Annotated in this window: 27 protein-coding genes; 22 read left to right on the top strand and 5 right to left on the bottom strand. The window is 39.5% G+C overall.

The annotated features are described in order from the left end of the window. Nucleotides 1–19: 19 nt before the first annotated feature. From PLZ15_07665 to PLZ15_07595, 15 genes are all read left to right on the top strand, one after another. Nucleotides 20–544 carry a DUF4440 domain-containing protein gene (locus PLZ15_07665; GenBank protein ID HOI29628.1) on the top strand — a complete coding sequence of 175 codons (525 nt, stop codon included), beginning with the start codon at nucleotides 20–22 and terminating at the stop codon, nucleotides 542–544. A gap of 92 nt (nucleotides 545–636) precedes the next feature. Next, nucleotides 637–1986 (top strand): S8 family serine peptidase, encoded by a 1350-nt coding sequence (locus tag PLZ15_07660; protein ID HOI29627.1) that lies wholly within the window; start codon nucleotides 637–639, stop codon nucleotides 1984–1986. 17 nt (nucleotides 1987–2003) lie between these two features. After that, the gene (locus PLZ15_07655) at nucleotides 2004–2423 is read left to right on the top strand and encodes an SRPBCC family protein (protein ID HOI29626.1); all 420 of its coding nucleotides are present in this window, start codon (nucleotides 2004–2006) and stop codon (nucleotides 2421–2423) included. 24 nt (nucleotides 2424–2447) lie between these two features. Then, nucleotides 2448–2903 (top strand): hypothetical protein, encoded by a 456-nt coding sequence (locus PLZ15_07650; GenBank protein ID HOI29625.1) that lies wholly within the window; start codon nucleotides 2448–2450, stop codon nucleotides 2901–2903. Nucleotides 2904–2931: 28 nt separating this feature from the next. Continuing rightward, the gene (locus PLZ15_07645) at nucleotides 2932–4026 is read left to right on the top strand and encodes an SDR family NAD(P)-dependent oxidoreductase (GenBank protein HOI29624.1); all 1095 of its coding nucleotides are present in this window, start codon (nucleotides 2932–2934) and stop codon (nucleotides 4024–4026) included. 217 nt (nucleotides 4027–4243) lie between these two features. Continuing rightward, on the top strand, nucleotides 4244–4567 hold the full coding sequence (locus PLZ15_07640; GenBank protein HOI29623.1) for a hypothetical protein: 324 nt from the start codon (nucleotides 4244–4246) through the stop codon (nucleotides 4565–4567). Beyond that, nucleotides 4564–5745, top strand: coding sequence for a hypothetical protein (locus PLZ15_07635; GenBank protein HOI29622.1), 1182 nt, complete (start codon nucleotides 4564–4566; stop codon nucleotides 5743–5745). Before PLZ15_07640 ends, PLZ15_07635 begins: the two co-directional genes overlap by 4 nt. Nucleotides 5746–5806: 61 nt before the next feature. Next, nucleotides 5807–6184, top strand: a complete 378-nt coding sequence (locus tag PLZ15_07630) for a DUF1801 domain-containing protein (GenBank protein ID HOI29621.1) — start codon at nucleotides 5807–5809, stop codon at nucleotides 6182–6184. A gap of 158 nt (nucleotides 6185–6342) precedes the next feature. Then, complete coding sequence (locus tag PLZ15_07625; GenBank protein ID HOI29620.1) at nucleotides 6343–7134, top strand: cation transporter; 792 nt, start codon at nucleotides 6343–6345, stop codon at nucleotides 7132–7134. Nucleotides 7135–7143: 9 nt separating this feature from the next. After that, nucleotides 7144–8580 carry a sodium:solute symporter gene (locus PLZ15_07620; GenBank protein ID HOI29619.1) on the top strand — a complete coding sequence of 479 codons (1437 nt, stop codon included), beginning with the start codon at nucleotides 7144–7146 and terminating at the stop codon, nucleotides 8578–8580. Between the two features lie 155 nt (nucleotides 8581–8735). Beyond that, on the top strand, nucleotides 8736–9143 hold the full coding sequence (locus PLZ15_07615; GenBank protein ID HOI29618.1) for a VOC family protein: 408 nt from the start codon (nucleotides 8736–8738) through the stop codon (nucleotides 9141–9143). A 29-nt stretch (nucleotides 9144–9172) separates the two neighbouring features. Beyond that, the gene (locus PLZ15_07610) at nucleotides 9173–10234 is read left to right on the top strand and encodes a DUF362 domain-containing protein (protein HOI29617.1); all 1062 of its coding nucleotides are present in this window, start codon (nucleotides 9173–9175) and stop codon (nucleotides 10232–10234) included. Nucleotides 10235–10255: 21 nt separating this feature from the next. Beyond that, nucleotides 10256–10987, top strand: coding sequence for an MBL fold metallo-hydrolase (locus PLZ15_07605; protein HOI29616.1), 732 nt, complete (start codon nucleotides 10256–10258; stop codon nucleotides 10985–10987). A gap of 1 nt (nucleotide 10988) precedes the next feature. Further along, nucleotides 10989–11561: a DUF1697 domain-containing protein gene (locus PLZ15_07600; protein HOI29615.1), complete on the top strand. Its 573-nt coding sequence runs from the start codon at nucleotides 10989–10991 to the stop codon at nucleotides 11559–11561. After that, a complete protein-coding gene (locus PLZ15_07595; protein ID HOI29614.1) occupies nucleotides 11548–11973 on the top strand; it encodes a DUF1801 domain-containing protein in 426 nt (141 codons plus the stop codon). The genes PLZ15_07600 and PLZ15_07595 overlap by 14 nt, the downstream gene beginning before the upstream one ends. Nucleotides 11974–11997: 24 nt before the next feature. On the opposite strand, the gene PLZ15_07590 is transcribed toward PLZ15_07595, so the two are convergent. The 5 genes from PLZ15_07590 to PLZ15_07570 form a co-directional block, all read right to left on the bottom strand. After that, the gene (locus tag PLZ15_07590; GenBank protein ID HOI29613.1) at nucleotides 11998–13218 is read right to left on the bottom strand and encodes a hypothetical protein; all 1221 of its coding nucleotides are present in this window, start codon (nucleotides 13216–13218) and stop codon (nucleotides 11998–12000) included. A 30-nt stretch (nucleotides 13219–13248) separates the two neighbouring features. Next, a complete protein-coding gene (locus tag PLZ15_07585) occupies nucleotides 13249–14796 on the bottom strand; it encodes a sodium/solute symporter (GenBank protein HOI29612.1) in 1548 nt (515 codons plus the stop codon). Between the two features lie 47 nt (nucleotides 14797–14843). Further along, nucleotides 14844–15158: a DUF485 domain-containing protein gene (locus PLZ15_07580; GenBank protein HOI29611.1), complete on the bottom strand. Its 315-nt coding sequence runs from the start codon at nucleotides 15156–15158 to the stop codon at nucleotides 14844–14846. Between the two features lie 133 nt (nucleotides 15159–15291). Then, nucleotides 15292–18189: a DUF294 nucleotidyltransferase-like domain-containing protein gene (locus tag PLZ15_07575; GenBank protein HOI29610.1), complete on the bottom strand. Its 2898-nt coding sequence runs from the start codon at nucleotides 18187–18189 to the stop codon at nucleotides 15292–15294. Nucleotides 18190–18217: 28 nt separating this feature from the next. After that, nucleotides 18218–18979 (bottom strand): metallophosphoesterase family protein, encoded by a 762-nt coding sequence (locus PLZ15_07570; GenBank protein HOI29609.1) that lies wholly within the window; start codon nucleotides 18977–18979, stop codon nucleotides 18218–18220. A 183-nt stretch (nucleotides 18980–19162) separates the two neighbouring features. Here PLZ15_07570 and PLZ15_07565 point away from each other — a divergent pair, with 183 nt between their 5' ends. The 7 genes from PLZ15_07565 (at nucleotide 19163) to PLZ15_07535 (ending at nucleotide 26675) form a co-directional block, all read left to right on the top strand. After that, complete coding sequence (locus PLZ15_07565; protein ID HOI29608.1) at nucleotides 19163–20974, top strand: PQQ-binding-like beta-propeller repeat protein; 1812 nt, start codon at nucleotides 19163–19165, stop codon at nucleotides 20972–20974. Continuing rightward, nucleotides 20971–21621 (top strand): HAD family hydrolase, encoded by a 651-nt coding sequence (locus PLZ15_07560; protein ID HOI29607.1) that lies wholly within the window; start codon nucleotides 20971–20973, stop codon nucleotides 21619–21621. Before PLZ15_07565 ends, PLZ15_07560 begins: the two co-directional genes overlap by 4 nt. Before the next feature lie 275 nt (nucleotides 21622–21896). Continuing rightward, complete coding sequence (locus PLZ15_07555; GenBank protein ID HOI29606.1) at nucleotides 21897–22496, top strand: hypothetical protein; 600 nt, start codon at nucleotides 21897–21899, stop codon at nucleotides 22494–22496. A 41-nt stretch (nucleotides 22497–22537) separates the two neighbouring features. Beyond that, nucleotides 22538–22996 carry a hypothetical protein gene (locus PLZ15_07550; GenBank protein HOI29605.1) on the top strand — a complete coding sequence of 153 codons (459 nt, stop codon included), beginning with the start codon at nucleotides 22538–22540 and terminating at the stop codon, nucleotides 22994–22996. Between the two features lie 23 nt (nucleotides 22997–23019). Continuing rightward, nucleotides 23020–23349 (top strand): hypothetical protein, encoded by a 330-nt coding sequence (locus PLZ15_07545; GenBank protein ID HOI29604.1) that lies wholly within the window; start codon nucleotides 23020–23022, stop codon nucleotides 23347–23349. 17 nt (nucleotides 23350–23366) lie between these two features. Further along, complete coding sequence (locus PLZ15_07540; protein HOI29603.1) at nucleotides 23367–24470, top strand: hypothetical protein; 1104 nt, start codon at nucleotides 23367–23369, stop codon at nucleotides 24468–24470. Between the two features lie 165 nt (nucleotides 24471–24635). After that, the gene (locus PLZ15_07535; GenBank protein ID HOI29602.1) at nucleotides 24636–26675 is read left to right on the top strand and encodes a T9SS type A sorting domain-containing protein; all 2040 of its coding nucleotides are present in this window, start codon (nucleotides 24636–24638) and stop codon (nucleotides 26673–26675) included.

The following is a 26675-nucleotide window of genomic DNA, read 5'->3' as shown; positions in this document are numbered from 1 at the left end:
TCAATTTATAAGGAGTAGTATGAAACTAAAATATGTTTCAGGATTTATCTTCTGCTGTATCCTTATTGCTGTAATGATATCGTGCAATAATCTAAAAGAGACAGATGCACAGGAAAAAGAATCGAATCAATCCTCCACTATTGAGAGCGCATTAATTGAAACTAACAGACAAATCGAAAAAGCAATCTATGACTCAGACTACGAAAAGCTTATAAATTTTTATACCGATGACGCGATTGTTGCATCCGACTTCCAGCCGGCTATAAAAGAGAAGGATGCAATAAGGTCAAGTTATCTTAAACAGGAGAAGGAAGGGACAAAATTCCATTCATTCAACGCAAAGGCTGACAAAATCTGGCAGGTAAATAATGATATTTATGAGTATGGTACTTACGGATTATCGGTCAGTTCAAATGAAACAAAGCATCCATATGCTTTTACCGGTTCTTATTTCATGATTTGGGAAAAACAGAAGAATGATGGGTACCTGATTAAATATATGATTTCGAACCTGGACTTCGATCCTTGTAATGATTTTTATTAAGCTTATCAATTAAGAAGATTAATATTAATGTGGGGAGTTTTCTGCAAATTATAAAAAATAATTAATGATCAAAACTGTGTGAGAACAATCCGATGAAAAACCTGAAAGTTATTTTAATTTCAGTCATCCTGATCTGTACTTCTATCTGGATTCTCTTAGAATACAATAAAACCACAGCAAAATATTTATACGGTAATTCGTACAGGCAGAATAGGATTGTGAACACAATCCGGCTTCATCAGTACGGAATTACAGGTAAACGAATAAAAGTTGGAATAGTTGACTCAGGTTTTTATACGGCTCATACTGCATTTAAAAAAACTAGAATTATAGAGGAGTTTGATTTTGCAGTAAACCTTCCAACTGTTTCGAATCAGGATCATATTGGTGGAATGGACCACGGTACAAATGTTTTCTCAATGATCGGCGGATATCAGGAAAATGAAATTTTGGGGATTGCATACGGAGCTGATTTCTATCTGGCAAAATCAGATAAGACTTCGGATAGATTAACTGAAGAGGAAGGTTATGCAGTTAATGCCTATAAGTGGCTTTCCGGGAAGAAGGTCAATATAATTACTACTTCCCTCAGCTATAATAAATTTGAAAAAGCAGATTATTATACCCCGGAACAGATGGACGGAAATACAGCACTGATAACAAGAGTTGCAGACAGTCTGTCAGCCGGTGGAATAGTCTTCGTCAGTTCCGCCGGGAATCAATTTGAGGAGGAATGGCAGATTATTGAGCCGCCTGCCGACGGATTTATGGTTCTTGCCGCGGGATCGATTGATAAGGATCTGAATCATTCTTTCTTCAGTTCAAGCGGTCCGACTGTTGACGGCCGAATAAAACCGGATATCGTAACGCCGGGCGAAGGAGTATGGACAGCAAACTATTTACCGGGACTAAAAGAGGAATTCGGTTGGAATCACGGTACATCTCTGGCAGCACCGGTTGCTGCAGGCATTGCGGCACTTGTATTGTCTGCACATCCGGATCTTTCTGCCGACCAGGTAAGAGAGGCGATTAGAAATACATCGTCGAGAGCCGGGAATCCCGATAATCTTTACGGCTGGGGTATTCCGGATGCTGAAATGGCGGTTTCCTATTTCGGTCCCGCTTTTTCAAACCTACCCGGAATAATTGATCACGGCGGGAAAATTGAAATTACCACTTATGTTTTGAGCGGTTACGGACTTGATAAATCAAGCATCGAAATTCATCTTTTGAATAACGGGAAGGAATCCGTCAATAAAATGAATGAGGAAGATGATAATTTTTTCAGCTATATTTTTTATGTTAGTAATGAAGAAGATAAAGTAGAATTCTATTTCACAGCAAAAGACAGACGGGGAAACAGAACGAAATTCCCTTCCTCTTTTCTCAGCGATCATTTCACCTGTATAAAGAAAAACGGCAGGTTTGAATTAACGTACTAAACAAAAAGGGTCTTCTGATGAAGATAAAAGTAGAAGCAATTATAAACTCAGATATAGATCAGGTCTGGAAAGCATGGAATACTCCGGACGACATCAACTGCTGGAACGCGGCATCGGACGACTGGCACAATCCGAAGAGCCGGCTCGATCTTAAGCCCGGCGGAACATTCTCCTACAGGATGGAAGCCAGGGACGGAAGTATGGGCTTCGACTTTGAAGGAACATACAGCAAAGTAATCGAGAAGAATCTGATAGAATATTATATGGCCGACGGGCGTGAAGTATCGGCACAATTCATTCAGCTCGAAGGCAGCGTTAAGGTAGTAGAAGAATTCGATGCGGAAACGGAAAACGACCCGGAGCTTCAGCGCCAGGGCTGGCAGAGTATACTCGATAATTTTAAGAGGCATGTTGAATTAAAATCCGGAAAGAAATAATTACAACCTATAAGAGGTGAAAATATGAGAAAGAATTCCGCATTTATTGGAATTCTATTCGGACTTTTCATGATTCTAATTCACTTCCTGCCGTGGACAACGACAGAGTCGAAAACTGGAAATGCATTTACAAAAGGAATGGATCTAGTGTTAACAATACCGATTTACATTTCTTTATCAGCATCCTCAATATATATGATCGTTTTTCTATTCATACTTTTTATTCCGGGGAATAAGAATAAAAGAACCGGTTTGATCGCCTCCTTATTTTCGATTATCGCAGCTGCTTCTGCAATCGTAAACATCTTCCTGCTGCCGGACGACTTCGGTACTGTAATAATAGGTACAGGGTATTCATTCGGATTCGGAGAATTATTATATGCAGGGATAGGCCTCTACCTGCTTGCATTTGCCGGAATTGCCGGTGCGATTGTCGGTTTGAGAAAGAATAGTAATGAAGAGTCGGTATCGCCTCAATAATTAATTTATAAAAACGGATTTATATTCAATGAAAATATTAGTACTCGGCGGTTACGGCGGAACGGGAAAAGTCTTCTGCCGCATGTTACTTGAAGAAACAGATTGGAACGTTATTGTTGCCGGAAGAAACGAAAAGAAAGCGGAAGAGCATGCAGAATTTCTGAAAGCAAATTTTCCAGGTGAGCGGGTGGAATTCAGGCACGTAGATGCAGCGGATAGATCTAGCCTCCGCTCCGCGTTCAGAGAGTGCGACCTCGTTCTTATCGCGGCAACTACCGCAAAATATGCACTTTCAATTGCCGAAGAAGCAATTGAGGCGGGTATCGATTATATCGATATCTATTTTCAGCAGGATGTTTTCGCTACTCTCAAGGCAATTGAAGAGAAGATATTAAGTTCCGGCAGATGCTTTATTACACAGGGGGGATTCCATCCGGGCCTCCCCGCGCTGTTTGTCAGAAGCGGCGCTTCACAATTCGACAATTTTAAGAGAGCAATTATTGCTTTTGTGATGAACGAGGAGATTGAAAATCCTTATTCATTAATTGAGCTGGTTGATTCATTTGCAGAATACAGGCCCGAAGTTTACCGCGGCGGCAAATGGGTGCCCGGTTCTTATAAGGATGAGATAAAAATCGATTTCGGTAAAGGATGGGGAAAGAGAAGCTGCGTTCCGATCGATCTGATCGAGATGAAGGGAATACCCGAAAAGTACGGACTAGAAGAGAACGGTGTATATGTAGCGGGATTCAACTGGTTCGTTGATTATTTCCTTTTTCCTCTTATAATGATTTCGCATAAAATAAAACGGGGACTGTTCCGCCGATTCTGGGCACGTTTGATGACCTGGGGGATTAATAATTTTTCTAATGGTCAATTGGGTGTTGTCTTCCTTCTTAAAGCGGAGGGTGAAAAGGAGGGCATGTTAAAGAAGCTAATGATCCGCGCCGAACATAAAAGCGCTTATGAATTTACTGTCATACCGGTCATCGCTCTCCTAAAGCAGCTTGATTCTATCAGGAAGCCGGGGCTCTATATGATGGGTCATATCGCCGATCCTGAACTATTGATCAATGATATGATTAGAATGGGAGTTAAGATTGAGATGACCCGGGATTTTTGAACCCCGGAATCAACTCACAAGAATCCTTCATACATTTCTTACAATAAATTTATATTCCTTTAACACACCTTAATAATTATAAAATTATTTTGACTATCCCTCAAATAGATTATTTTTTTTAGATTTACATCAGTATCCCGTTACTTTGTTAAAAAGGATGCATGAGAATCACTTTAGTTTATTCAATTTCAGACAACCAAAATTCAGGTAAAACTCTATGATAATTTTTATCAAAACACTTCACACAATTATCTGGGCGGTAATGACACTCGCTACTTTTTATATCGGATATTCCGTTGTTACGATGCAATTCAATTCACTGTTTTATGTTTCATTATTTCTTATTGTCGGGGAGTCACTTGTTATTCTCGTAAACTCCTGGCGGTGTCCGTTAACAAACATCGCAAAAAAATATGCGCCTGAAGATTCACCTAACTTCGATATTTATCTTCCCTATACAATTGCAAAATATAACAAGGAAATTTTCAGTGTAATTCTTACGATTATTTTACTCGTCTATATTTACAATTCAATAATATGATTGACTTCAGGGAAAAAATACTATCCATAATGCAGGGAGAGGATCCGGGCGGATTGGTTTTTGTGCCCCGTCTCGATATCTGGTACAACTTTAATAAAGCGAACAATTCTCTCCCCACCGGATTTGAGAATCTTTCATTAAGAGAATTGACCGAAAAAATCGGAGTCGGATTTCATTCGGTTGTACCCGATTTTATCCGTTCCGCCCCGGTAGAATCGATCCATCACAGGGGCTTGGGATTTTACAACAATCCTGATTTCCCTTACATGGTCGATTTCAATTCAATTGATTACGAAGCCGTACAAACCGAAAGTGAACTGAAAGTTACATATCACACATCCTGCGGTGATGTTACAACGAGATGCGGTTACGGTGAAGAGTTGTTCAATTCCGGAAACACAATACCCGAGATGACTGAACATGCTGCAAAGGATCATGATGACTATAAAGCACTCGAAGAGATCTTCTCCGGAATAAAGATAATTCCATCTCCGGGGAATTATGACCGATACAAAGAGAGGATCGGTACTTCGGGAATTGCTGTTGCATTCGGATCGCTTGCATGCGGACCGATGCAGCATATTATGCGCGACCTTGTGAAGTACGAGGATTTCTGCCTCGATCTCTACGACGACGCTTCCATCTTCGATCCGCTTGTCGAAAAGCTGTCGGGATTATACGATCAGATACTCGACTGCTCCGCAGGATCAAATGCCGAAGCTATCCTTTTCGGTGCCAATTACGATGAGATGATCACATGGCCTCCCTTTTTCGACGAGCATATTTCACCCTGGCTTAACAAAGCTTACGACCGGTTTAAATCGTCCGGTAAATTACTTCTAACACATACCGACGGAGAAAACGAGGGACTCCTTCCCTCTTTCGAAAAGTGCAGGTTTGATATTGCCGATTCCGTCTGCCCTGCGCCAATGACAAAAGTGTCGATTCAAAAGTACAGAGAGTTTTTCGGCAAGCGTACTACTATCTGGGGAGGAATTCCATCCAACATGGTTCTAAAAAATTGCACATCGGACGATGAGTTCGAATATTTCGTAAGTGATCTGATTAAGACCTGCAAACCATACGACCATCTGATTTTAAGTATAGCAGATACCACTCCACCCGATGCGGATTTTAGCAGAATTCTATATCTGGCGGAAAAATGCAATCGATTTTAAGCATGCAATAGATTGCATATTATAACTAGTAATTTATATTGAACCGGGAAAGGGATCAAAAATGAATAAATATATAAAAATACCGGAAAGCATAGATGAATATATTGGAAACTATCCGGAGGAAATTCAATTTCTTCTTAAGAGTATTAGAATTGCAATACGGAAATCGGCACCGGATGCCAAGGAAGCGATCAAGTATTCAATTCCAACTTACACGCTTAACGGCAACCTGGTCCATTTCGGTGCTAGCAAAAATCATATCGGGTTTTACCCGGCACCATCCGGTATAAGTGCATTCAGAAAAGAATTGTCCCAATACAAAGTTTCGAAAGGTGCCATTCAATTCCCTTTTAATAAGAAGCTGCCTCTATTACTCATATCAAGAATTGTAAAATTTAGAGTGAAGGAAAATCTGCTGAAACCGGTAAAGAAGAAATGAAAGAATCGCTGCAGGGTAAAATATTGATTGCAATTTACGGCTTAATTACGATCGGGAAATAGGGTCCCGACTGATTAATAAATTTAAGTGGAGAAAAACAATCTTGTTGAATGTCAGTCCGGCAATATTTCGAGAAAAATTTTAAGGAATATGTGAAAGTGCAGAAAACAATTTTCGAAATTCCCGGGATGGATTGCCCATCGGAAGAGAATCTTATCCGGCTTAAGCTGGAGGGGATCTCCGGAATAAGAAATCTAGAATTCGATCTGCAGAATAGAATGCTGGCCGTTTATCATAGTGATAATATTGCCGGTATCAGCAAAGCTATCGGAGATCTCAAACTGGGAGATAAAATTGTTTCAACCGGAGAAGTTGAAGCTTTCGAACGGAACGATCATACTAATCAGAGTAAAGTATTATGGGCTGTTCTCGGCATCAACTTCGCTTTCTTTGTAATTGAAATTACAACAGGATTTATCTCCGGTTCGATGGGGCTCGTTGCCGACAGTCTAGATATGCTAGCCGATTCTTTCGTATACGGTATAAGTCTCTTCGCGGTCGGCGGTACAATCGCGCGTAAGAAAAAGATCGCTACGCTCTCGGGATATTTTCAGCTAGCACTTGCCGTAATCGGATTTGTAGAAGTGATTAGACGGTTTCTCGGTTTAGAATCACTCCCGGATTTTTCAACAATGATAATTGTCTCCGTATTTGCATTGATAGCAAATTCAATCTGTCTATACCTGCTTCAAAAATCGAAGAGCAGTGAAGCGCATATGCAGGCGAGTATGATTTTTACATCTAATGATGTTATTATAAATGCCGGTGTTATTGCGGCAGGAATTCTTGTTAACGTGCTTAATTCCAGCAAGCCGGACCTGATAATAGGTATAATTGTATTCGTTCTGGTTATAAAGGGTGCCGTAAGAATTTTAAAACTCGGAAGGTGATCTCCTGATATGAAAGGAAGTCAGCTCGATTATCTAATCATTATTGCTTATCTGATTGTCATTGCGGCCATAGGTATTTTATCCGGCGGCAAGCAGAGAACCCTAAAAGATTATTTCCACGGATCGAAGCCGGTAGCCTGGTGGGCGGTCTGCTTTTCGATGGTAGCCGCTGAAACAAGTACACTCACGTTCATTTCGATTCCGGGTTTAGCATACATTACAAATCTGAATTTCCTTCAGGTGACATTCGGATATCTGATCGGACGTATAATAGTCGCATTCATATTTCTCCCGGCATATTCTCGCGGTGAACTCAGAACCGCATACACATATCTTGGCGAGAGGTTCGGCCAGAGGACAAGATCATTCGCGTCAATCGTTTTTCTCTTTACGAGAATTGCAGCCGACGGAGTCCGTCTCTTCGCAACAGCTATTCCGCTGAAGCTGATGATAGGAATCAGTTATCCTGAGGCAATAGTCATAATGGCACTTGTTGCCCTCTTGTATACATACACGGGCGGAGTAAGAGGAATTATCTGGGTTGACGTGGTTCAGATGTTTATCTATTTAGGCGGAGTACTATTTGCGGGACTTTACCTATTATCGGTTCTGCCGGGAGGATGGGAAACCGCAGCAGCTAAAGCATCTGCTGCCGGCAAACTTTCAATTTTTAATTCAGGTTTCGAAAACGGTTTGAGCGGATTCTTCAGTCAGCCGTATACGCTTATCGGGGGAATTCTGGGCGGAGCGTTCTTATCAATGGCTTCCCATGGTACTGATCAATTAATTGTTCAGCGCCTTCTTGCAACGGGATCATTGAAAGATGGTCAGAAAGCCATTATAGGAAGCGGAATTCTGGTAATTATTCAGTTTGCTGTCTTTCTGATGATGGGAATTCTGCTCTACTCTTATTACGGTACATTGGAGATTAAACCGGATACGGTCTTCCCTAAATTTATAATTGAAGAATTGCCCCCCGGTATTTTCGGGATAATAATTGCAGGATTATTTGCAGCAGCTTTATCAACACTTGCAGGGTCAATCAGTTCACTCTCTTCTTCCACTATGATGGATCTTTATCTTCCCTTTTCAAAAAAATCCAGGTCGGAAAAAGAAAAGCTCATGATGAGCCGAATCTTCAGTATTATTGCGGCATTTCTGCTCACCGGTTCGGCACTCTTTTTTATCAACACATCTCAGGCAGTAGTTGAACTTGCACTCAGTATTGCTTCTTTTACATACGGAGGACTATTAGGGACTTTCCTGCTGGGCATTTTTGTGAAGAAAGCCGGCGAGAAAGAAGCCCTGATTGGCTTCTCAACCGGAATAATTGTAATGATATTTGTTATATCATTCAAAATTGTTGCCTGGACCTGGTTTACTTTTGCGGGAGTAGTTGCAACAATTGCTGCCGGACAACTACTACTTCTTTTCAGAAGAAAATAACACATTATTTCTAATGTTCTTAACTCTTATGTAACGTTAATTAGATTACAGGAGATGCAAACAGATTATCATTTTCCGTTCAATCATACTTGCAATTTTATACGGTTTATTTTTATTATCAATTCGAAATATATTTCTGAAAGGAGCTTAGCAGTATGGCACAAAAGATTTTTGTCAATCTGCCTGTAAAGGATATAAATAGATCGATCGAGTTTTTCTCAAAGCTCGGATACTCATTCAATCCAAAATTCACAGACCAAAATGCAACCTGTATGATTGTTTCGGATGATATCTATGTAATGCTCCTGACCGAAAAATTTTTCAGGACTTTTACAAACAAGGAGATCTCCGACGCAAAAAAATCTACCGAAGTTTTAATTTCTCTCACCGCGGAGAATAAAGAGGCGGTAAATCAATTTATGGCAAGAGCACTCGATGCAGGCGGAAAGGAACCGCGTGAAGCTCAGGACCATGGATGGATGTACGGAAGAAGCTTTGAGGATTTGGACGGCCATATATGGGAAATCTTTTATATGGATGAGTCCGCCCTCGATAAAATGTGATCTACGGAATCACTAATAACGGAATATAGATGAAGAAGAAAAAAAGTACTGCCGGACTCTCGCGGAGAGAGTTTATCAAAGCTACGTCAATTAGCGCAGCGGGATTATCATTTCTTGGTGCCTTACCTTCCAATTTTAAAAAAGTTCTATATATTAATCCGGGGGGAGTTAAAAGCAGAATTGTACTTGTGAAGAATCCGCAAGTAATTAACCAGGAAGGGATAGTTGACTCTTCCCTCCTTTCTGAAATGCTTGAAAAAGCGATAATGAAATACAGCGATGAAAAATCCACCGCCAATTTCTGGAAAAATAATTTCAGTATAAATGAGATTATCGGCTTGAAAATTAATACGCTGGGTTTAAATTCTGTTGCTGGTACAACTCTTACAAATCATTTTGACGCATTCATAAAAACAATTATTGAGAGCTGTAAAAAAGCAGGAATCCCCGAAAATAATTTTATTGTCTGGGACAGAAGTGAAGAGGAATTAATAAGTGCCGGTTTAAAAATTCAAAAGGAGAAGAGTAAAACAAGAGTGTTGGGATGTGTAGACTCGAGGCGCGGCGACACCGGTATCGGATATACTAATGAAGAGTATCCGGTCGGCAATAAAAAGACCGGCCTGGCAAAGATACTAACTGAGTATTGCGATACTATAATCAATATACCGCAGCTTAAAACTCACGGTAACGCCGGATTTACCGGTGCGTTAAAAAATCATTATGGTTCGATAAGCAATGCGAGGGAATTTCACAGCAACAACTGCACAAATCCAGGGATCCCTGAAATCAATATGCTTCCTGAGATCAGGAATAAGCAGAAGCTTATAATCACGAATGCACTGATGGGCGTATTTGAGGGCGGACCGCGATGGGAAAGAAAGTCTATGTGGCCGTTCGGCGGAATACTGATCGGAACCGATCCGGTTGCTATGGATACTGTAATGCTCGGTATAATTAACGAGAAGAGAATTAAGGAAGGCCTCTCCCCTGTAAATGAAAACGTTGCCCGGCATATCAGGATTTCAAAGGAATTCGGACTCGGCACAAATGACATTGAACAGATCGAACTGATTGAAATAAATCTTTAATAATTATGAAAAGGTTTAGTGATGAAAAAATTTCTTATTGCAGCATTTATTCTTTTTTCGTTTACACATTTAATAGCTCAGAATAATTTTGAGCAGGACCTTTTTAAAACGGATGCCGGCGATCTTAAGATTACATTTATAGGTCACGGCACTCTGATGTTCGAATTCAATGAAACAACAATTCATATCGATCCTGTAGGAAGATACGCAGATTATTCTGCACTACAAAAAGCAGATTTAATTTTGATTACACATCATCATGGCGATCACCTTGATGCTAAGGCTATCGGGCAAATCGTTAAGAAAGGGACAAAAATATTCTGTAATGAGCTTAGTCTGCAAAAAGCAACCGGTGCAGAAGTACTTAAAAATGGTAATAAAGCCAAGTACAAAGTAATAGACATAGAAACCATTCCGGCATATAATTTAGTACATAAGCGTGATAACGGTCAGCCCTTCCACCCCAAAGGTGAAGGGAACGGATATGTTTTAACAATTGGCAATAAGAAAATTTATATAGCCGGAGATACAGAAAAGATTCCGGAGATGAAAGAGCTGAAGAATATAGACGTTGCATTTCTTCCAATGAACCTGCCATATACAATGACACCTCCAATGGTAGCGGATGCAGTAAACATGTTCCATCCGAAAGTTCTTTATCCATACCATTATGGAGACACAAATATCAACGAGCTGATTTCATTAATGAAGGACATAAAAGATTGCGAAATAAGAATACGAAAGATGAATTAGAATGGGATATCGCTATGCAGGTATCTTAAGAGGTATTAATGTAGGGGGCAAAAATCTAATAAAGATGGATCACCTTAAGGAGATTTTTGAAGCAACCGGAATGAGAAACGTTAAAACATACATTCAGTCCGGCAACATATTTTTTGATTCCCCTCTCTCATCTGAAAATACAATTATACTGAAAATTGAAAAAGTACTGCATCGGGAATTGAGTAAAGATGTAATTCTTGTTATCCGTACATTGAAGGAGATTGATTCGATATTGAAAGAAAATCCATTCTATAAATTAAAGCTGCCGGCAAAAACAAAACTGTACGTTAGCCTGCTTAAAGAAAAATTAAAAATAAAACCAGTAGTTCCGTTGGTATCCGCAAAGGGAGATGTTGAAATTATTCACGTCGCCGGAAGAGAGATTTATACTATTACTAAGGAGATAAACGGCAGATTCGGTTTCCCCAATAATTTTGTAGAAGAAGTTTTTAATGTTGCGGCAACTACCAGAAACTGGAATACAATTTTGAAAATGAATGAACTAATCACAGAAATAAAGGGAAATTCAAATGTCAGAAAATAAAACAAAACCGACTAAAGCTAGTGTGGATAAATTCCTGAAAAGTGCTGCAGATAAAAATAGATTACAAGATTGCTATAAGATCATCGATATAATGAAAAAGATAACAGGAGAAGAACCTGTAATGTGGGGACCGGGCATAGTCGGTTTCGGTAAATATCATTATAGGTATGAGAGCGGAAGAGAAGGAGATATGTGTCTATGCGGATTCTCACCCAGGAAGCAGAACCTGGTTATTTATATACTTATGGGATTTACAAAAAATGCCGAGCTGATGAAAAAACTGGGGAAATACAAAACCGGCAAATCGTGCCTCTACATTAACAAACTTGAAGATATAGACGTGAAAGTTTTGAAAGAACTGATAAAGGAATCGGTAAAAACAGTCAGGAAATATTCAGATAAGGGCGAATAAAGAATTTATCCGCCCTACTAATTATTAGAAAAAATAGAATACAGCAAATAGCAGCCGGAGGTTAGAGACACTCTTAACATTTTCCACTTTACCCTTATTAAGATTATCAGGCGTACCGTATCCGGCAGAAGTATACTCAAGTTCAGCAGCTAATCTTGCTTTCCCGGAATTCAATTGAATCCGCGGAGAAATTCTTAATAGATTATCGATGTTATTTCCCCTGCCAAAAAATGACCCGACGATATTATCCTCGGCGCCGAGATATTTCGAATAACCTCCAAAGAGTGCAAATTCAATTTCTTTCCCGGTTGAGATTTCACCCCAGAAAGAAAATACACTTGCGGGAGTGTATTCTTCCTCACCTGTAATAGCATTGATAGATTTAATAGCGTAACCGCCGAGCATCAGATGATCTGCAAGATTATTGCCGTAAACAACTTCTGTTTTTAAAATTACAGGAGCAATGCTCAATTTCATATAACCGATTGCAGACAAGGAACTAATCGAATTATCAGTAGCAACATTTTTGGTGGTTGAGAGTCTTGGAGTTATTCTTTTATAATCAATTCCGGCTCCGAATAAATTACTTTTAATTGAATATTGAACCTGAGCATGGAGATTGGGGATCACCGAATTGCGGAGATAAGAACTGCTGAATCCATTAGGACCGTTACTTTGAAAATCGCGCTGGGATAAAGCTGCAAGAATAAACTTCAGATTCTCAACCGAATAAGTAAACCTGATCTGAGGATTCCTTGAAAACGGTTGGAATGGCGAACCGGTATTGAACGAAACAACACCGGGGAACATTTCTGCAACGAACATCGGGTGCCATGTTTGTCCAATCAGCAGCGAAGTCTTATCCCAATCGAATTTTACAAATGCGTGACGCAATCTGAATCCGTTGATATCGCCCTCGACGGTACCAAAAAACTCGGCTTCAATTTGTCCTGAAGTTTTTGCACCGAATGCATCCGGCCCGGTAATCAGACCATTAAGACGGGTTTGAATAGAAAGTATATTGAAACTCGATTTTGCATTAATATCCTTACCGTTTATATCCAGGTTTTCAATCTGAGGATAAAGGAAAAAGTGTCCTTCCCTCAAGGACACAGTCTGTCTGGTATCATAAATAAAATCCGATTTTACATAACCGGAAAATGATATACCGAAATTTTTTATTTCTGATTGACCATTTAATAATAGACTGAAAGAAAAAAACAGGAAGCAAATATTTTTTTTCATTTTATCTCCTCTTGATATCAGTAATGATTTTTATTCGGCTCCGATACCAAGATATGTTCGCAATTTTTCATCCTCGAATTTTTCCGAAGCATCTTTCTCTTTAGTAATCATAGAGACAATAATTCCCATCAAAAATGAAGCAGTCATAGAAATAATGGCCGGATTTTTTAATCCAAACAATGCTTCCGGATTTTTAAAGATATCGACCCAGACAGTCGGGCTGATAATAATTAAAATAACCGCCAGACTTGCGCCGGTTATAATACTGGCAACCGCACCTTTAGTAGTAAATCTTTTCCATACAATTGAAAGGAGTAGAGAAGGAAAGTTAGCACTGGCTGCGATAGCAAATGCTAATCCAACCATAAAAGCAACGTTCTGACCTTTAAATACTAATCCTAAGAAAATAGCAAGAGCGCCGATAATAAGTGTAGCTATTCTGGCTACTTTTACTTCACCGGCTTCATCCGTTTTTCCCTTTTTAATAACGCTTACATAAAGATCGTGTGATAAAGTAGAAGCACCTGAAAGAGTAAGACCGGCAACCACGGCAAGAATTGTAGCAAAAGCAACAGCCGCAATAAAACCAAGGAAAAACTGGCCTCCGACAGATTCAGCCAATAACAATGCAGCCATGTTGCCCCCCTTATCAATACCGGAAATTACATCCTGTCCGACAAGAACCATTGCGCCGAATCCGATAAAAAATGTAAGGATATAGAAATAGCCAATAAATCCAGTTGCGACAAAAACCGATTTTCTTGCCTGTCTGGCATCCGGTACGGTAAAAAATCTCATTAATATATGAGGAAGTCCTGCGGTCCCTAAAATAAGAGCAATCCCGAGGGAGATTGCGTCCCATGGATTTGTAACAAATCCACCCGGAGATAGAACCGCATCGCTGTATTTTTTTGCAGCCTGTTCAAAAAGTAGAATAGGATTCATTCCAAATTGGGCAAGGGTCATAATTACCAGAAAAGTAGCGCCACTAAGAAGCAGTACTGCTTTAATTATCTGAACCCAGGTAGTTGCAAGCATACCACCGAAAAGCACATAAGCCATCATAACAATTCCTACAATTACAACAGCGATTTCATACGGAAATCCGAATAAAATATTAACAAGAGAACCGGCGCCTACCATCTGTGCAATTAAATAAAAAATAATAGTCATTAAAGAGCCGACTGAAGAAGCTATTCTAACAGGTTTCTGTTTTAACCTGTATGCAACTACGTCGGCAAAGGTAAATTTTCCAAGATTTCTTAGCGGTTCTGCAATTAAGAACATAACGAGAGGCCATCCAACAAGAAACCCGATTGAATAGATCAGACCGTCATACCCTTTGAGAGAAACCATGCCGGCAATACCAAGGAAGGAGGCGGCGCTCATATAATCCCCGGATAAAGCCAGACCGTTTTGAAATCCGGAGATGCTGCGGTCTGCAGCATAAAATTCCGAAGTAGTTTTAGTTTTCTTTGCCGCCCAGTATGTTATTCCCAAAGTAACGGCAACGAAGGAAAAGAAAATAATTATGGACGCTATATTAACCTGCCCAAGTGTTGTTTGAATTGTTTCCAATGTTAATCTCCTGAATCAGTTAAAAAGTTGTTTTGAGGTTTTGAGTATTAGTTCTCAAGCACTTCGTTTCTTAACTCTCTAACGGCTTTATCATATTTCCTGTTAGCCCAGCGAATGTAAATTCCGGTTAACAACCAGGCAAATATTATGAGTCCGATTCCAATGGGAAGCCCAAGAGTAAGATGCTCTCCGATTTTAAAAGATAGGAATTCTTTGTAGAAGGCAATGGACAAGATGAATCCGAAATAAACAACAAGCATAATAATTGTAAGTGTAATTGAAACAGTAAGTCTCTGCTTTACCAGATTTTTGAATTTTTGTGAATCGAGGATCTCTTTGACACGTTCAGCTTTAATACCCATATACTTCTCCTTATAAATGGTTAAAACTAGAACTGATTAATGAATTGTAATCTGAAAAGATTATGTGGAAATTACTCGATTTTTACTGAATTGGAAAGACATGAATTTCTTTTATTGAGTTTAATTGGTTACACTATCTTGTTAGTGTCCCTTTAAAATCGATACTGATCTTATCCTTAATATCCTTTAGAAGATCAAAATATTTTTTGATGAGCAGTATCTGCAGCTCTGAAAAAGATTGCGGATTGACGACATTATCGATTGCGCAACTTTCCGAATAGAGATCTGATTGATGTTTGAGACGCAGATTCATCAATAAACTGTAAGAGAAAAGTATATTCTCGAACAATGAATCGGAAATCATTCCTTCATTGTGAATATACTCGAGGCGATCGATCGTATTTGAAGTAGTAAGATTATATTTAAGTCCGTAAAGTCTTGCAAGGTCGATAACCGGCAGCAGACATAATTTTAAATCTACAGGTGCTTTTAACTTCAGGACATTGTCTGGAAGTTCAGAGTGTATTAGACTATCCGACAGGAAAAGAAAGAAATTGCTGCTGCTGTTTACAAGCCGGTTTACATGTTTCTTAAGCTGTGAAGATAATTCATTATCTCCGTAAACAAATCTGAAATCGAAAAAGATTTTAAGATCAAGGAGGTCCTGCGGACCAGCTTCTGTGATCCATCTCGTAAAATATTTTTTCCATACAGATAATGGCTGACACCATTTCGGATTGCTAGCCATTATTTGTCCCTTGCAGAAGCTGTATCCTGCTGAATTAAGATAATCAGAAATCTTTTCACCAAGCCTTAAAAAGTAATTGTGAGTTTCAGCTGATAAATGCTCGGGAGGGTCTTCATATACAATTGCATTGTCCTGGTCTGTAAGTAAGGTCTGTTCCTCCCTTCCTTCGCTTCCCATTGAAATAAAAGTAAACTTGCAGGGAGGGATTCCAATCTCATTAATTGCCCCTGTAATAACCCTCCGGCTGATAGAATCAGCAACCAGGGAAATCATTTTAGTTGAACTCCGGATATCTACATTGCTCCTGATTAAACTGGAAATTAAACGTATAAGCCGGTTCCTATAGTCAGAAAGTTTCTTAAAATCGACTTCATTTTCAATATTCTCTTTAAAAAACAGGAACTGCGGATAAGAAACATTTAACAGGTCATCTGAATCTATTACACCTTGAATTCTGCCGGCAGCATCTTTTACGATTAAATGATTAGTCTGGTGTTCATGCAAAATAAAAAGTGCATCATAGACAGTTGCGTTGGACTGAACAGAATAAACAGTAGTATTCATTACTGCACTTACAGGTAGATTAAAATTATACCCGGCAGAAACAACCTTTTCTCTAATATCCTGATCGGTAATAATTCCTTTTTCCACCTCATCAGTTCCCTTAACAATAATAGCTCTGCTTCGACTGTTTGTCATAATTTCCGCTGCTTCCAAAACCGATGATTCCGGTTTACAGACAGGAATATTTTTGATGCATTGAGTAATTCTCTGACTTAGAATAACAACGGACGATTGAAGGTCGGATATAATTTTTTCTCTTTCCTTATTGGACCGATGTTGTTCAGAGATATCCTGAATAATACCGTCAATAAACCGGTATTCGTTATTTGTTCCTTTTACCAGTGCGGCGGAGATAGAAGCGGTTAATAACTTACCTTTTTCATTCTTAAGCTTAATAATTCTGTTTTTAATAAATCCTTCTCTATTCAGTTCTTCGAGGAATAAGGATTTGTCTTCATCATTATATATAAATTCGAAAAGTGATTTTCCGGTAAGATCCTCTTCCTCACTGAAATTTAAAAGATTTTTAAGTGCATTGTTAATTTCTACCAGACCTACCTTATTATCCGGGGTTGCCCTGAAAACCCCCACAGAGATCTGGTTGGTTAGAAAGACGTACTTTTCTTTAGTATAGTCGAGAGCTTCTTTCATTTCCTCATGAAGAGTAAGGTCTTTAATATTTATAACTATACCATTGTTATTCAAAAAAGAGATCGGAGAAATACTCAGAAGTACATTTATCAGTTCCCCGTCCTTTTTGATTAACTTTGTTTCAATCTGCTCGTTAAAAACCTGATCCGTAGTTTTTCTTTGCAGGAATGAGAAGTCGAATACTTTTGAGTCAGGCATAGTTTTAAAGATCCTTAAAAGATCAAAACCTTCTTCAGTATCCGAGTATCCTAACATTGCATAAAAAGTCCTGTTATAGAAAGTCTGTTTATTATCCAGGATCATAATTAACCCTTCACCGGAGGCTTCAACAAGAACACGGTATTTTTCTCTAGATTCTTTAAGATCATCCTCAGCTTTTTTTCTTAGTTTTTCATTTTTAAGATTATGAAAGGCTATGTATGAGAGTAAAATGGAACTAAGGATTGTAATAATTATCGAAATTGTTAATATCTTCTGTTCGAGCCGGCTGATTTCCATTTTTACATCTTCAATATAAATTCCGGTACCTATAACCCAGTTCCACGGTTCAAATTTCTTAACATAAGAGAGTTTAGGCACCACTTTGGTTGAATCATCTTTCCACTGCCACATATAATCGACAAATCCTTCACCGGAATTCTTAACTGCTTCAACCATTTCAACAAAGAGTTTTTTGTCTTTAAGGTCTTCGAAATCAGTTAAGTCGTTTCCGTCCAGATCGGGTCTGTACGGATGCACAACCATTCGTGGATGCAGATCTGTAACCCAGAAATAGTCTTTGAGTTCCTCACCGTAACGGAGATTTTTAATGAGATCAACGGCATTTCTCTTTGCCTCGGTTTCAGAAATCAATCCGTTTAACTGGATTTGATGCCACCTGTTAATCATACTTACTGTTGAATTAGTAAGTTCTCTTATCATCTCACGCTTTCTGTCGAGTATTATATTTTCGAATTGAGGAATAACCACAATAAAAATTGCAATTATGAAAAGAATAATTGTTAAGAGAGTGGGCAGAAGTGTCCTTGCATATGAAATCTTACCGGATGTTTTTTTAAGTAAATTCATACAATTATCAGTTTCATCCCCATTACTATTATTGAAAATAAGATTTGAGCGATATTGAACGGAATTCCATGCAAGAAGTGTCAAGGATAAGAATCCCATTCTCCCTTGTAGTCCGTGCGACACAGGGAACGACAATCCATTGAACACCATCGTTAAGTTTATTCTGACCGAATTTGAGTGACTCAAACCTTTCTTCAGTAACCATTATCACTCCTTCCGGATGACCATGACCGGAGATACTTATCCCGCATTTCTTTTCATTCATGAACTGAAAATGCTTTTCAAGGTGAAATACTTCTCCGGGGAAAAAAATCGCAGATCCTGAAAAATCCGGATAGCAAAAATGTGAGAGAAGTATTCGACTATCTCCGAATTCCAGTATTTCAACTTCACAGAGAGAATCAAGAAACTCTTTTGAAGTATCGCTAAGAAAAGATTTTATTTCATTATCCTCATAAAGCCAGATCCTATTACGTGACTTCGCGGCACGAATTTCATAGTCAAGCTGATACCAGTTATCCCCGTAATCAAAACCGGATTGATAATTAGGCACTTTTTTAATTGCATATAAATCATGATTACCAACAACAACTTTCGAACAATTCTCCATTACGAGCCGGACAGATTCCTCTGCATTCCTAGATTCAATGTAACGGTAAAACGGCAAAGTAAATCCTACGATATCACCGAGGCAAATAACCGAATCACATTTTTCATTAGATAACAATTTGAGAGCCCTTTCAAGGCTAAAGATATCTTCATGTATGTCGCTAATAAATCCGATTTTCATCCAGGTTACCCGCTCTCTTTATAGATAATCACAGTACAAAAAACCGCAAAGTCACTTTTACAACCTAACTCACAGTTTAGATAAAAACAACAATAACCTTTTGCTAAATAATATCTAACTGTTTTTACAAATTCAATGTCTCTGTTATTTTTACTAAATTTGACCTGACACTAAAATGCAAAAATGAAAAAATTAATTTACCTCCTTACAGTATTTACGTCGATTACTTTATCCGCACAGAGTGCGAGGTTTGGAGTTGTATCAAATCTGAAATACTCACCCTCCGCAAGCAGGGTATCGATCGATTCTATGATAAGCAGATTCCATTCCGATCCCATGAATGAGTTCCTAGTTTTAACAGGACAGATAACATCCTCGGGGTCAAAAAAGGAATTTGAATCACTCTCCACTTATCTGGACAGCATGAAAACCAACTATCTATTCCTCCCTTACGCTTCCGATACTCGCGACGCAGAGGGATGGGAATGGTTCATGAATTTTTACGAAGGGGATAATTTTGCAATCGACGGCGGCGATTTCATTTATATCGGTATTAATCCTACCCTCCCTTACCGGGAAATAAGCTATTACCATTCAGGAAGTATAAACTGGCTTTATGAAATTCTTGAGATAGCGGGATTGCAAAAAGAGGTTTATTTTTTCTCCCCTGTAGAATTCGAATCGGTATACAACTGGCAGAGCGTTTATACTTTGCTGCAGCAGAAGAATCTGAAACTGATAATTAACGGTAACAGACCTAGATTCATCCAGAGAAACCTGCTCGGTACTAATATTATCGACCTCCCTCCGTTCGACTATGAAAAGAACAGCGAAGCATTTATCTTCAAACTTTCCCGCGACTCAATAATCGTAAAAGATTCGAAACAGAAATCACAAATCGCGATCGATAAATCGATCCAGATTGAGAAAGAATTGCCACCGCAGATTGTACCGGTTCAAAACAAGATCACTTTATTGTGCGGGATAGAATTAAATAACCTCTCCTATTCAATCCCCATTTACTGGAACGGAAAAGTTTATTCCACACAGAAGAACGGTCTTATCACCTGCCACGATTCGACCGGAAATTTTTTATGGGATTATAATACATTCGGAGAGATAGTAGGAACGCCCGTAATTAAAGATAGAATACTTGCTATTGCCACATTGCAGGGTGACCTGCTTACATTAAGCGCTATTTCAGGCGAGCAGATACAGACAATAGGATTCGAGGAACTGATTACCACCGGTCTGGAGGTGATTGATTACAGCGGGACAAGGATTTTAATGATTCCTAAACTTACAGAATCCAAAGCTGCAATTGTTTTCGGTACTGCCTCTGGCAGAATCTACTGCTACGATCTTGAAACTCTTCAGGAATACTGGGTCTACAATACTAACGGCATGATAAGATCAGATCCCGTTAGTGCAGGTAATAAAATTCTTTTCACGGGTAACGACGGATTTATTTATTCTATCGATGCGCGGAACGGACTGATGATCTGGCGATGGAAAGAGAAAGCCGATACAGACTTTTCAGGATCGCAGATAGTTAGCGACGGAAAAAGAGTCTATGTTATTTCTTCCGCAGGTATCTTATATGCAATCGACCTGATGCTTGGTAAACTGGAATGGATGAGCGATAAGCTGAATCTTTTCGACAGTATATCTGCTTCATCGAACGGGAAGACCATTTATGTAAAAGGAAGGAATTCGATAATATACCAGCTCAATTCTGAGAACGGCAAGATTATCAAAGAATACAAGCAGAGTGAAACTTTTACCGGACCTGGTGGCGGAATCCTTCAGGATAACGGCAATCTGATCTTTACAGAGAACGGAAAAATTTTACGGACCTTGAACGGAACAAGGAGCGAGCTCCTTTATCATTCCGGTCACGTCCCATTCAAATCGCTCAAGCAAATCGGAAACAGCAGATATTTGGCATCGGACTATAACGGGCGCGTGATAATATTTTCAATGGAGAAAAATTGAGACTCTTCGACGGTATCATATTCGATGTAGACGGTACACTCGCTGAAACTCACGAACTGATCTTCGCAAGTTTCAATCATGTTGCGGAAAAGTATCTGAATAAGCGTTTGACAAACGAGGAAATCGTTGCTCTCTTCGGTCCTACAGAGGATGTGATATTGAAAGAATGGATGAAAGGCGATTACGAAAAAGCAAGAAAGGATTATTTCGATTTTTACGAATCGAACCACTCGGAAATGGCCGATATATTCCCCGGAATGAATGAAGTAATAGGATATATAAAAGAGAAGGCGATTCCCCTCGGAATATTTACCGGAAAAGGACGCGACTCTGCAACTATTACATTGAAGTCGATCGGGCTCTACGATCATTTTGATTTAATATTAAGCGGCGATGATGTTGAAGAGCACAAACCGGCACCGGAGGGAATAATAAAGTTTGTTGAGAAGTACAGCCTCGATCCTGGCCGTGTTCTAATGATCGGAGACGCAATTCACGATGTAATGGCATCCGAAAGTGCGGGGGTTAAATGCGCGCTAGTTCTATGGGATGAGTATTCAAGGAACAGGTGCAGGGAATGCAATCCGGATTACAAGTTTTATAATGTTGATGAGTTCGTAGATTTTATTAAATGCTCCATCCCCTGAAATTTATTAAAGTTTTACGCGATTAATATAGATTACCTGAGAGTAATTCAACTGGTTTTTCAGCTTGAAATTTAAATTCCAATAAGTTAGATTTCTGACGTCTTAGCGGGGTACCCCCCTCCTCCGCTGAAATAATAAACTCACAAATTTGAGCATCCAGAAAGAGGGTAATTTATAACTAAATCTCTCGGTTAGTATTTCCTCAATTACTTATCCGGTCTAATTCTGTATTTACCAAAATAAATTGTTCATGTTTTTATTCAGCCGGAGGATGTATGAAAATATTAATCCCATTTTCATTAATTATTCTTCTCAACATTTCAGTTGACGCACAGGTCAGCGGTAATAATATTGAACTATCGGTCTCTGCCACATTAGGAGGAGCGAAGGGGAACTCGAAAACTACGGGCGGATATAGCGGTTCATACGACGGGGAAATGAATTACTATTTTCTTTTGCACGGACGACTCGGGTATTTTGTATACAAAGGTTTAGAACTGGAACCCGAGCTGCAGCTTTCAATAGTCGAAAATTCCGATCTGATGTACAGTCTGAATGCAAACCTGCTTTTAAATCTTCTGAAAGATGAGAATGAAATTATTCCTTTTATACTTGGAGGAATCGGGATCGGCAATTCTGTACCCTACTTCAATACTCTTATTCCGTTTTCCAACCGTACTTATTCCGTGCACCAATTTAATGCCGGGGCGGGCTTAAAGATTCTGCTTACTGAAAGTATAGCTTTTAGAACCGAGTACAGAATGCAGATATACAGTTATGAGGAGGAACTTAATTCATATTACGGTCAACCAGTAAAAATCGAATATTCATTTTACTCGCATAATATTCTTCTTGGTATTTCAATCTTCTTTTAATGGAATAGTCAATTATCAGACAACAGAAATCGGGAGGGAAAGTGAAGACAAAGAGATCATCGGGAGTTTTAATTTTTAGAACGGCCATGGTTCTACTTTTTATACTTCAATTCGGTGCCTGTACTTTAAAATTGATAAGCGATTACGACCGGCAGACAGATGAAGCAGTAGTTTCGCTTCACAAACAGATTGAGTCCCTGCTTATAAAAATTGATAAAGCAATAGGCAGCAGCAAAGCGGCATATAGCAATTTTGAAAAATACTATGATGATATCCGAACCGAGCTGGCTTCACTCCAGTTGAGAGCAAAAACCCGGCCACTTAACGAGTTACAGGTTACCCAGCTGATCAACATATCGAACCAGCTAGACATTCTTGAAAAGGCTCACAAGAGTCCGGAAGGCATCATAAAAGAGGAAATTCCGATAATCCGGGGTGCATTCAATCAGGCGATTGAAGCAATTCTAAAACTGGAGATTGCAAAAAAAAGAGGTGATTAATTTTTATCTAAAGGAGTTTAGAGATGGCTTTTGATTTTTCTAATCTGGTCCCGCAGATGCTCGGCGCTGCGGAAAAGGAGATCGTTTCCGGATGGGATGAAGTAAAATCGTATGCGGAAACAGAATTCAAAAAATTTACTCTTTCACTCGAGGATATAGGCAAGCTGTTATTAGCCGGGAAGATTTCGGTTGAACGGGCACAGCTTCTAACCGAACTTCACAAAAATGCTATTCAGAATGTTCTACTCACTATTGAAGGATTGGGAATTTTAACTGTTCAGAGAGCAATTAACGCTGCTGTTTCTGTTATCAAGGATACGGTTAATTCCGCAATCGGATTTGCAGTTATTTAAATATTCTGGGAGTTCACATGAAAAATATTTCTTTAGCACTGATATTTTTTCTCATGCCTTCACTTTTCAACCTTGCAGAAGAGAACGGAAGCAGACCGGTTCTTATGATGAACGACGGACAGCTCCGCTCCCATCCTGTAAAAGTATTTATTGCCAATGCCAATATTACCGCGGAGATGGAGCCGGAGTTGTATCTGATCGGTATCTTTCAGCGAACCCGTGAGAAATTCGGCGATGTGCTTAACAGCTCGCATCCATTCAAACCATACCAGGTAGCGTCCGGTCAGACGATAACTCAAATCATTTCCGGAATACCCGTTACTGTTCAGGGGACAATGATGATATTCGACCTTAGTGGTATAGAGATGCCGTTTTACGACGCCGGAATGCGTGTCCTCCCGGTTATGCGGTGGAACATCAAAAAAAATTCTGAAGAGAGCAAAACCGACAGTCAATATTCCAGGGTCATAAGCGAGTCGGAAATTTACATCGGTAACCGTTCCGGCGGAATCTTCTACACAATTATTTTTCTGATTGTAATGACGTTCATAATTTTCTCGTTCGAATGGATTCGCAAGAAGAGGCCGCTCGATGTAATACGGACATACGACGGCAAGATCTCCCTCTCCTTAATGCAGATGGCCATGTGGACTATTTCCGTTGGAGCCATGGTATTTATGTTCGGACTGATGCATCTCGACGTACCCGATATACCCGATTCCCTGATTGTGCTGATGGGTCTCTCGGTTGTATCCGGTGCGGCCGGGCATTACCAGTCACATCTGATGAAAGACCTGAATAAAAGCCTGGGGCGGGATATCAGCAGGGATACGATCAGGGGAGGATATTTTTCCGGGCTGGCTTCGGTAATTAATATAACGATTGAGACTAAGGAATACCCTTCGATGGCCAAAGCACAATACCTATTCTGGACTATTGCCGCGATTATACTGTTTGTTTATAAAAGCTCTGTTGAGGGTATGCTGTGGAGCGTTCCGGAAGAACTGGTATTTCTGATGGCTATCAGCCAGGGAAGTTATCTCGTTAGAAACCAGATGGAAATTACGAAAGAGAACAAGGAGCTTTCAAAGAAAAATGAGAAGGGAAAAGAGGATAAGTGAAATAAGAAAAAAAATTTAAAAAGCATATTGTGAAAAGGAGTATGAATATTATACGATTACAAATTAAGTGGACGAAATATGTCGCCGTATTTGAATATAGTCTTTTATTTAGAATTGCCTTAAATTTGAGCAGTTGTTACTGCGCTTATAACAGATAGTCGTATAATGAAAATAATTATTCTTCTTTTCCTGGTCTTCACATTCAATTCAATTTCGGGTCAATGGAATAAACTTAGCCTTCCTTCCTTCGGAGAACCGTTTTTTGAATTCATTCAGGATATGGTAATAAAGGATTCATTAATTCTCGCAAGTATAAATCTTAAAGGCGCCGCCCTTTCAAAAGACTACGGTAAAACATGGGAGTTTATTAACAACGGACTGACAACTCCATATGTTACAGCTTTAGCTGTAACAGAGAATTATTTCATTGCCGGAACAGAAGGCAAAGGATTTTTCAGGTCCAGCGATTACGGTAAAACCTGGGTTGAGGCAAATACCGGATTCAGCATTTCCCGTATAAAAGATATTGTAATTAAAGGGAATATAATTTATGCCGCATCGAATAACGGCATATATAAATCCGATAGTGAAGGGGCAGGCTGGCAGAAGTTAAATATCCCGCAGACACAAAATCTATTCGCTTACGTTCTCTGTGTTAATGCGAACGGATTGTACGCTGGAGGAATGTCAGGTTTATTCTTTACCTCCGATGAAGGGACTACATGGACGGAGATTAAAAACAACGGATACAGTTATGGAATATATGACCTCTACGTTGATAATTCCCGGATCTACGTAGGTACCGGTTACGGAATTTATTATTCACCTGACAATGGGAATACCTGGCAGCATATAGATATAGGTTCGTATGCGGACAAAGTAATAAATCTAAGGAACAATATTTTTTTTACTGAAAACAGCGGTGTCAGATTTTCACCGGATAATGGAAAAACCTGGAGTCAGAATGCCCTTACACCGGGCTGCCGGTCGTTTATTTTTAAAGATGAAATACTTTTCATTGGCACTTTCGAAGGGCTCTATTTATTAACACAAAACGGGAAGAACTGGTGTATAACGAGATCTGAACAGCGATTTGAAAATGTAAATGCTCTTGCCGAGCTGAATGGTAATCTATATGCCGGTACAAGCTGGGGAATGTTGAAGTCTGAAAACAGAGGCGAGGACTGGGAATCGATTAGAGTCGGGGATGTCTGGTCGAACGTTAATTCAATTGCCCTGCTGGATAATATTTTAATTGCAGGTACAATGCTCGGAGTATTTTATTCTCCTGACGAAGGCAGCTCATGGACAGAAGTGAACGGAAATCCGGGTGGCAGAGAGGTTCATTCCGTTATAAATATTAATGGATCAATCTACGCCGGAACAAATCTGGGAGTTTATAAACTGACCGGAATAAATTCCGGCTGGACAGCACTGAACAACGGATTGGAGAATCTGAACATAATGTACATCTATTCCGACGGTCAGAATCTTTTCGCCTGCACGGACGGAGGAGTTTACATTTCAAACGGCGACGGCAATCAATGGCGCAGTATAAATAACGGATTACGAAATACATATACAACTTCGATAGCAAAACTGAACGGGAAATTGTATCTCGGTAGTTACGGGGGGATGTATATTTCCAGCAACGATGGAGAAACCTGGTCTGAGTTCAATACCGGTATTTTAGGTACAGGTATTTATTCGATTTCCATTTCGAACAATCAGGTATACGCAACAACCTACAGCGGCGTCTATTTCCTGAATAACGACGGTTCACGCTGGCTAAGATCAACTGTTTCTTTCGGCCGGCCAATCTACTCGATCCTGTTCACAAGCGATGCCGTATTTGCAGGAACAGGTACTAACGGAATCTGGAAATATCCATCCCCTTCTCTTCCGCCCCCAATAACATCCGCCGGTGAGGATAGGATGACTGATGACTATTACTTATTCCAGAATTATCCGAATCCATTCAACCCGTCAACAACCATTAAGTACAAAATAAAGAACGCCGGACATGTTAAATTAAGCGTCTTCGACCTGCTCGGCAGAGAAGTTAAGCTTCTTGTAAATGAATTTAAATCACCCGGATATTATGATATAACTTTTGACGGAAGCGGCCTTCCGAGCGGAGTATACTTATATCAATTATCAAGCGGTTCATTCAGAAATGTAAGAAAACTGATCATTTTGAAATGA

It is taken from the genome of Melioribacteraceae bacterium, from assembly GCA_035362835.1.
In the GTDB taxonomy this organism is placed as follows: Bacteria; Bacteroidota; Ignavibacteria; order Ignavibacteriales; family Melioribacteraceae; genus DSXH01.
This window is presented reverse-complemented; position numbering and strand designations above follow the sequence as displayed.